Below are 8,200 nucleotides of genomic sequence, written 5' to 3' on the forward strand. Positions count from 1 at the left end.
AAGATTTTTTTGTATAAAAAAACCCGGTGATGTGAACCGGGCTACTCTTCTATTTCCAATTCGCAGTCTTTTGGATGGTACGTTTGAAAGCTTGTAATAAGTGTTTCTAAATGTTCAAGCTGCTCGCGATATTCCACAGCGCTTGCCATAATATTAAGCATATTATAATCAAGAAGCTCATCATCAGAGTTGCGCTGGTTTCTAAGAAATGACTTTGTCAGCAGCTGTTTGTATTGGATGCCTTCTTCATCTGTATCATCATGCGGTTTAATTTTGCCGACAAACCTCATCAAAATCCGCTCGTGCCAATAAAGCAGGTAATCAAGCTCTTCAGTCAGCGTTTCCTGAAACTCTTCAGGCATATGATAAATCTCGTTTTCCAGGCGATGCAGCTTCTTCAGCGTGTCGAGCGCCCGGTTTGCGGTTATTATCGACTGTCTGAACAGGACAAGTTTTCTTGATTTCACGTAAGTCGTTTTCTTAAAGTAGCTTCTTTCTTCTTTATATAGAAGATATGTCTGATCAAGCTTGATCATTTTTTCTTTCAATTTTTCAATATCCTCTTTCAAAATCGAATGCTCTGTTGACTGGCGCATAATCAGCCTGATCCATTTCATAATTTCTTCAGTGTTTTCGACTGTGTTATGAATCAGCTTTGTCTCGTACTTAGGCGGCAGGAACACCAGGTTGACGATAAAGGAAGAAAGTACCCCTAAAATGACTGTGCTTGTTCTGATCAGCGCAAACATTAAGAAGTCGTCACCGGCAGATTCTAAAATCGCAATAACTGTAACAAGAGCAATCGAAATCGTATGTTCAATTTTAAGCTTCAGCATTATGGTAATAACAATAACTGCTGTCAATCCGATCATAATCGGACTGGGTCCGAAAATAAGACCGAACACTGTGGCGATAACAGCTCCGATAATATTTGCCTGAACCTGATCAATAATAATAAGAAAAGAGCGGTAAATTGACGGCTGGATCGCAAATATCGCTGCAATCCCAGCAAAAATCGGTGCGGGAAGTCCGATCCACGAAGCTAAATAAAGAGCCAGTGTAATCGCGATCCCTGTTTTGAAAATGCGGGCACCAAGTTTCATTGGTTTGTGCGTGCATTCCTTTCTATAATAAATTGTTTGACCTAGCAAATGGCTAATCATTAAAATTCCCTGTGAGTTTATTTGCTAAACAATTAAGTAATATACAGGGATCAATACAATTATTCAAGCTATTTTTCAAGAAAAAGACCAAAATCTTACACGCTTTTTAAAAGTACAAAAAAACAGGAGCTTTAAGCTCCTGTCCGGGGTTGTGCAAAATTACTTTTTAAGATGTTTAAAAGCATCCTCAACAGCAGCAAGCGTATCTTTAATATCCTGCTCTGTATGCGCTGTTGTAATAAACCACGCTTCATATTTAGAAGGTGCGAGATTAATGCCGCGCTCAAGCATCAGCTTGAAAAACGTAGCGAATGTTTCACCGTCACTGCGTTCTGCCTGATCGTAATTTTCTACTTTCTCATCAGAGAAGTAAACCGTCAGCGCACCCTTTAACCGATTGACTGTTATTGTGATGCCGTGGGTTTCTGCGTGTGCCAAAATGCCTTCCTCAAGCATAGCGCCAAGATGGTCAAGCTTTTCATACACGCCTTCCTCTTTCAGCACTTCCAGGCAAGCAATGCCGGATAAAATAGAAGCGGGGTTTCCGGCCATTGTTCCTGCCTGATATGCAGGGCCGAGCGGTGCGACTTGCTCCATAATTTCTTGTTTGCCGCCATAGGCTCCAATTGGAAGTCCGCCGCCAATAATTTTTCCAAGTGCAGTTAAATCCGGTTTCACTTGTAAAAGATCCTGAGCACCGCCATACATAAAGCGGAAAGCAGTAATGACTTCATCATAAATAACGAGGGCGCCCGCATTGTGTGTCAGTTCGTTTACTTGTTCTAAGAAACCTTCTTTTGGCTCAACGATACCGAAGTTGCCGACAATCGGTTCAACGAGAACCGCTGCGATTTCACTGCCCCATTTATCTAAGGCCGCTTTGTAGCTGTCAATATCATTAAATGGAACTGTAATGACCTCGTTTGCAATGCTTTTCGGTACACCGGCTGAGTCAGGTGTGCCCAGAGTAGACGGACCGGAGCCTGCCGCTACGAGTACAAGATCTGAATGGCCGTGATAACAGCCTGCGAATTTAATAATTTTGGTGCGGCCTGTGTAAGCACGAGCCACACGGATGGTCGTCATCACAGCTTCTGTCCCTGAATTGACGAATCTTACTTTATCCATAGCGGGGATGGCTTCCTTCAGCATCTTTGCAAAAGTAACCTCATGTTTTGTCGGTGTTCCATATAATACACCGTTTTCTGCGGCTTTTTTAATCGCCTCTGTAATATGCGGGTGGGCATGTCCGGTGATGATCGGCCCGTAAGCCGCCAAATAATCAATGTATTTGTTTCCGTCGACGTCCCAAAAATAAGCGCCATTTGCTTTCTCCATTGCAACAGGAGAACCCCCGCCAACTGCTTTATATGATCTTGAAGGGCTGTTTACACCGCCGACAATATGCTCTAATGCTTCACGGTGAAGTTCAACTGATTTTGTATACAAAAATAATAACCTCCTATATCTCCTTGCGTCCCCTCTATTGTAGCATGCTTCCAGACAAGAACAACGGATTCAGGCTCAAGATACAGGGTCATAGTTGTAATCTGGACAAGAATTGGATACGCTTAATACAAAAACATCCGGAGGTAAAGAAATGACTATTGAAATCGGACAAAAAGCGCCTGATATTGAGTTGAAAGGCGATCATGGGGAGATCGTAAAATTATCGGATTATGAAGGGAAGTATATCGTCCTTTACTTTTATCCAAAAGACATGACACCGGGATGCACAACTGAAGCGTGCGATTTTCGTGACAGCCACGAAAACTTCGCTGAGCTGGATGCTGTGATTATCGGCGTCAGCCCGGACAGCGAGGAAAAACACGGGAAATTTAAAGAGAAGCATAATCTGCCGTTTTTGCTGCTTGTCGATGACGAACACAAGCTGGCGGAGGCGTTTGATGTATGGAAACTGAAGAAAAACTTCGGAAAAGAATATATGGGGATTGAACGCTCGACTTTTTTGATTGACAAAGAAGGCCGGCTCATTAAAGAATGGAGAAAGGTAAAAGTGAAAGACCATGTAGCTGAAGCGCTCCAGACGCTGAAAGATATGTCGGGAAAGTAAAATCGTCAATCAGCCTCATAGCATAGCTGCAACTTTTACCCTAATATCAATTGACAAATTATCGTAAAAAGAGTTACACTAATTATAAACATTATAATGTAAGAATCTTTTTTAGAAGAGAGGTGCATGACGGATGGCTGCACATGAACTAAAAGAAGCCTTAGAAACGTTGAAGGAAACCGGAGTTCGCATTACTCCTCAACGTCATGCGATTCTGGAATATCTCGTTAACTCTATGGCTCATCCAACAGCGGACGATATATATAAAGCTCTGGAAGGGAAATTTCCTAACATGAGCGTAGCGACGGTATATAACAACTTGCGTGTGTTCCGGGAATCCGGCCTGGTAAAAGAGCTCACATACGGTGATGCTTCCAGCAGATTTGATTTTGTTACATCCGATCACTATCACGCCATTTGTGAAAGCTGCGGTAAAATTGTGGACTTCCACTATCCCGGCCTTGATGAAGTGGAACAGCTTGCTGCACATGTGACCGGCTTTAAAGTAAGCCACCACCGTTTAGAAATTTACGGCGTCTGCCAAGAGTGTTCAAAAAAAGAAAACCATTAAAATAAGCTGACCGCAAAACGGTCAGCTTATTTATTTCGACATTTTCTTCTTATTATAAGACTCATCAAATTCTTTTCCTTCTAAGCTTTGATCTAAAGTCAGCGGCTCTCTGCAATGCATACACATATCTACTCTGCCTAAAACCTTGGTCTCTTTTTCACAGCCCGGACAAATGACCCGAACCGCTTTGGTCGAGAGCATGCCGATCCAAAAATAAACAACCGTGCTGAGCCCGATAGATAAAAGCCCGAGTATCATAAACAAACTCGAAAGCAAAACGGACTCCTTAAAAAAAATCCCGATGTACATAATGATAAACCCAACGAAAACCAAACTTAACGCAAACGTTCTGATTTTATTAATTTTGCTGGAGTATTTCGCCATGTCCATCCCCCTCTGAATTAAATATAGCACAAACCTGATGGTATTTTCTTCATGTTTTCGTTTGAAATGGAATTTAAATATGGAGACTTGCTTTGAAATTGTTTATAATAGTTCAATGTGTTTAGAAAAAAGGAATTTCGATTTAACCATAGAATTGAATCAAATAGAGAATAAAAAAATTGAACAATTGCATTGGAGGAATAGTGATGGAAAATCTTCTCCGTCCAATTTACCAAGAAAGAGCAAGTCATCCCAATACATTGGCTGTTATTATGATTGAGAGAAGAAACAAAACGTCTTCCATAACAGATAACTTTGATGCCGCTTTGCTTGTCATTGTAAAGCAGTCTGATAAGCCTGTTTTTATAAAGCATTATGAATTTGATCACAAAACAGCCTCTTTGCATGTGATAACTGATGCTCAGGTTCAAGAATGGATTTTGCTCGGCACAAATAGAAGAATCATAGATTGGATTGTAAACGGAAGAGTCATGTTTGACCGCAATGAGTATATTGCTGAGCTTATCGACAGGCTTAATACTTTTCCGTTTGCAGAACGTAAACTGAAGATCGGCCTTGAATACGGCAAGTTAATTAGAAGATACGTTGAAGGAAAAGCTTTCTTTGAAGCCAATCAATTTTTAGATGCCTACAATGCAGTAGTCCATGCATTGCATCACCTAGCACGTATTGAAGTAATCGACAGAGGATTCCATCCGGAAACCACTGTGTGGAGTCAAGTGCGTCAGATGGAGCCTCAAGTGTACAAATTATATTCCGAGCTGATTGAAAGTCACGAAAGCTTGGAAAAAAGGCTTGAATTATTATTCTTAGCAAATGATTTTCTGATTCATTCTAAAGCTGAGATTGGTTCAGCACATCTTTTCGAAGTGATGAAAGAAAAGGACATCTGGCAATTTAGCGAGCTTCTTCAGCATCCTGACTTAAAACATTTCATTCAAGACCTTGGCGTCAAGCTTGATTACCTGACAGAAAAAGGTCTTATCAGCGTGTGCCGAATTGAAACCAAAGGACAGGCTGTCTTTCATCGAGGATATTCTTTTAAAAAAGATGTTGACTCTGATTCCTGAGCATGGTATATTATTAAACGTCGCTGATGCGCTTCTGAAAAAACAAGCTCACAGCGGCGGAGAAATAAAATAAAAAACATTTGACAAAACAAAGTCGAAATGTTATACTAAAAAAGTCGCTTCTTAAAGAAGTGACGGATGATCTTTGAAAACTAAACAAGACAAAACGTACCTGTTAATTCAAGTTTTATTATAAATCGCACAGCGATGTGCGTAGTCAGTCAAACTGAGGTCTGCACGATGCAGATCACGCAGATGTTACCACAGGATGTGGTGAACTCAATCTGCGATCCATTTATCGGAGAGTTTGATCCTGGCTCAGGACGAACGCTGGCGGCGTGCCTAATACATGCAAGTCGAGCGGACAGATGGGAGCTTGCTCCCTGATGTTAGCGGCGGACGGGTGAGTAACACGTGGGTAACCTGCCTGTAAGACTGGGATAACTCCGGGAAACCGGGGCTAATACCGGATGCTTGTTTGAACCGCATGGTTCAAACATAAAAGGTGGCTTCGGCTACCACTTACAGATGGACCCGCGGCGCATTAGCTAGTTGGTGAGGTAATGGCTCACCAAGGCAACGATGCGTAGCCGACCTGAGAGGGTGATCGGCCACACTGGGACTGAGACACGGCCCAGACTCCTACGGGAGGCAGCAGTAGGGAATCTTCCGCAATGGACGAAAGTCTGACGGAGCAACGCCGCGTGAGTGATGAAGGTTTTCGGATCGTAAAGCTCTGTTGTTAGGGAAGAACAAGTACCGTTCGAATAGGGCGGTACCTTGACGGTACCTAACCAGAAAGCCACGGCTAACTACGTGCCAGCAGCCGCGGTAATACGTAGGTGGCAAGCGTTGTCCGGAATTATTGGGCGTAAAGGGCTCGCAGGCGGTTCCTTAAGTCTGATGTGAAAGCCCCCGGCTCAACCGGGGAGGGTCATTGGAAACTGGGGAACTTGAGTGCAGAAGAGGAGAGTGGAATTCCACGTGTAGCGGTGAAATGCGTAGAGATGTGGAGGAACACCAGTGGCGAAGGCGACTCTCTGGTCTGTAACTGACGCTGAGGAGCGAAAGCGTGGGGAGCGAACAGGATTAGATACCCTGGTAGTCCACGCCGTAAACGATGAGTGCTAAGTGTTAGGGGGTTTCCGCCCCTTAGTGCTGCAGCTAACGCATTAAGCACTCCGCCTGGGGAGTACGGTCGCAAGACTGAAACTCAAAGGAATTGACGGGGGCCCGCACAAGCGGTGGAGCATGTGGTTTAATTCGAAGCAACGCGAAGAACCTTACCAGGTCTTGACATCCTCTGACAATCCTAGAGATAGGACGTCCCCTTCGGGGGCAGAGTGACAGGTGGTGCATGGTTGTCGTCAGCTCGTGTCGTGAGATGTTGGGTTAAGTCCCGCAACGAGCGCAACCCTTGATCTTAGTTGCCAGCATTCAGTTGGGCACTCTAAGGTGACTGCCGGTGACAAACCGGAGGAAGGTGGGGATGACGTCAAATCATCATGCCCCTTATGACCTGGGCTACACACGTGCTACAATGGACAGAACAAAGGGCAGCGAAACCGCGAGGTTAAGCCAATCCCACAAATCTGTTCTCAGTTCGGATCGCAGTCTGCAACTCGACTGCGTGAAGCTGGAATCGCTAGTAATCGCGGATCAGCATGCCGCGGTGAATACGTTCCCGGGCCTTGTACACACCGCCCGTCACACCACGAGAGTTTGTAACACCCGAAGTCGGTGAGGTAACCTTTATGGAGCCAGCCGCCGAAGGTGGGACAGATGATTGGGGTGAAGTCGTAACAAGGTAGCCGTATCGGAAGGTGCGGCTGGATCACCTCCTTTCTAAGGATATTTACGGAATATAAGACCTTGGGTCTTATAAACAGAACGTTCCCTGTCTTGTTTAGTTTTGAAGGATCATTCCTTCGAAACGTGTTCTTTGAAAACTAGATAACAGTAGACATCACATTCAATTAGTAACACAAGATATCACATAGTGATTCTTTTTAACGGTTAAGTTAGAAAGGGCGCACGGTGGATGCCTTGGCACTAGGAGCCGATGAAGGACGGGACGAACACCGATATGCTTCGGGGAGCTGTAAGCAAGCTTTGATCCGGAGATTTCCGAATGGGGAAACCCACCACTCGTAATGGAGTGGTATCCATATCTGAATTCATAGGATATGAGAAGGCAGACCCGGGGAACTGAAACATCTAAGTACCCGGAGGAAGAGAAAGCAAATGCGATTCCCTGAGTAGCGGCGAGCGAAACGGGATTAGCCCAAACCAAGAGGCTTGCCTCTTGGGGTTGTAGGACACTCTGTACGGAGTTACAAAGGAACGAGGTAGATGAAGAGGTCTGGAAAGGCCCGCCATAGGAGGTAACAGCCCTGTAGTCAAAACTTCGTTCTCTCCAGAGTGGATCCTGAGTACGGCGGAACACGTGAAATTCCGTCGGAATCCGGGAGGACCATCTCCCAAGGCTAAATACTCCCTAGTGACCGATAGTGAACCAGTACCGTGAGGGAAAGGTGAAAAGCACCCCGGAAGGGGAGTGAAAGAGATCCTGAAACCGTGTGCCTACAAGTAGTCAGAGCCCGTTAACGGGTGATGGCGTGCCTTTTGTAGAATGAACCGGCGAGTTACGATCCCGTGCAAGGTTAAGCAGAAGATGCGGAGCCGCAGCGAAAGCGAGTCTGAATAGGGCGCATGAGTACGTGGTCGTAGACCCGAAACCAGGTGATCTACCCATGTCCAGGGTGAAGTTCAGGTAACACTGAATGGAGGCCCGAACCCACGCACGTTGAAAAGTGCGGGGATGAGGTGTGGGTAGGGGTGAAATGCCAATCGAACCTGGAGATAGCTGGTTCTCTCCGAAATAGCTTTAGGGCTAGCCTCAAGGTAAGAGTCTTGG

6 protein-coding genes and 2 rRNA genes (1 of these 8 running past the window's edge) are annotated in these 8,200 nt (G+C 44.8%); 5 read left to right on the forward strand and 3 right to left on the reverse strand.

Going from position 1 to position 8,200, the window contains the following annotated elements; all coding sequences use genetic code 11:
- Positions 1-41: 41 nt before the first annotated feature.
- Positions 42-1,103: an aromatic acid exporter family protein gene (locus P3L57_RS04625; protein WP_044163751.1), complete on the reverse strand. Its 1,062-nt coding sequence runs from the start codon at positions 1,101-1,103 to the stop codon at positions 42-44.
- 219 nt (positions 1,104-1,322) lie between these two features.
- Positions 1,323-2,612 carry a glutamate-1-semialdehyde 2,1-aminomutase gene (locus P3L57_RS04630; RefSeq protein ID WP_044163752.1) on the reverse strand — a complete coding sequence of 430 codons (1,290 nt, stop codon included), beginning with the start codon at positions 2,610-2,612 and terminating at the stop codon, positions 1,323-1,325.
- Positions 2,613-2,763: 151 nt separating this feature from the next.
- Between P3L57_RS04630 and bcp the strand changes: the two genes are divergently transcribed.
- Both bcp and perR read left to right on the forward strand, forming a co-directional pair.
- On the forward strand, positions 2,764-3,237 hold the full coding sequence (gene bcp, locus P3L57_RS04635) for a thioredoxin-dependent thiol peroxidase (RefSeq protein ID WP_024120665.1): 474 nt from the start codon (positions 2,764-2,766) through the stop codon (positions 3,235-3,237).
- A gap of 133 nt (positions 3,238-3,370) precedes the next feature.
- Positions 3,371-3,808, forward strand: a complete 438-nt coding sequence (gene perR, locus P3L57_RS04640; protein WP_010333472.1) for a peroxide-responsive transcriptional repressor PerR — start codon at positions 3,371-3,373, stop codon at positions 3,806-3,808.
- 30 nt (positions 3,809-3,838) lie between these two features.
- On the opposite strand, the gene P3L57_RS04645 is transcribed toward perR, so the two are convergent.
- Positions 3,839-4,192 (reverse strand): YgzB family protein, encoded by a 354-nt coding sequence (locus tag P3L57_RS04645; protein WP_010333473.1) that lies wholly within the window; start codon positions 4,190-4,192, stop codon positions 3,839-3,841.
- Between the two features lie 206 nt (positions 4,193-4,398).
- Between P3L57_RS04645 and P3L57_RS04650 the strand changes: the two genes are divergently transcribed.
- The 3 genes from P3L57_RS04650 to P3L57_RS04660 form a co-directional block, all read left to right on the forward strand.
- Positions 4,399-5,283 (forward strand): nucleotidyltransferase-like protein, encoded by an 885-nt coding sequence (locus tag P3L57_RS04650; protein ID WP_069487583.1) that lies wholly within the window; start codon positions 4,399-4,401, stop codon positions 5,281-5,283.
- 295 nt (positions 5,284-5,578) lie between these two features.
- Positions 5,579-7,128 (forward strand): 16S ribosomal RNA (locus tag P3L57_RS04655).
- 169 nt (positions 7,129-7,297) lie between these two features.
- Positions 7,298-8,200: ribosomal RNA gene (locus P3L57_RS04660) — 23S ribosomal RNA — on the forward strand (it continues 2,025 nt past the right edge of the window).
- Together the 16S and 23S rRNA genes form the textbook arrangement of a ribosomal RNA operon.

Origin of the sequence: Bacillus sp. B28 (genome assembly GCF_029536185.1) — a bacterium.
Classification (GTDB): domain Bacteria; phylum Bacillota; class Bacilli; order Bacillales; family Bacillaceae; genus Bacillus; species Bacillus halotolerans.

Bases quoted from the DNA above. Each gene is read 5' to 3' on its own strand.
- P3L57_RS04625 (WP_044163751.1), bottom strand. From the start codon at position 1,103: ATGAAACTTGGTGCCCGCATTTTCAAAACAGGGATCGCGATTACACTG.
- bcp (WP_024120665.1), top strand. From the start codon at position 2,764: ATGACTATTGAAATCGGACAAAAAGCGCCTGATATTGAGTTGAAAGGC.
- perR (WP_010333472.1), top strand. From the start codon at position 3,371: ATGGCTGCACATGAACTAAAAGAAGCCTTAGAAACGTTGAAGGAAACC.
- P3L57_RS04645 (WP_010333473.1), bottom strand. From the start codon at position 4,192: ATGGCGAAATACTCCAGCAAAATTAATAAAATCAGAACGTTTGCGTTA.
- P3L57_RS04650 (WP_069487583.1), top strand. From the start codon at position 4,399: ATGGAAAATCTTCTCCGTCCAATTTACCAAGAAAGAGCAAGTCATCCC.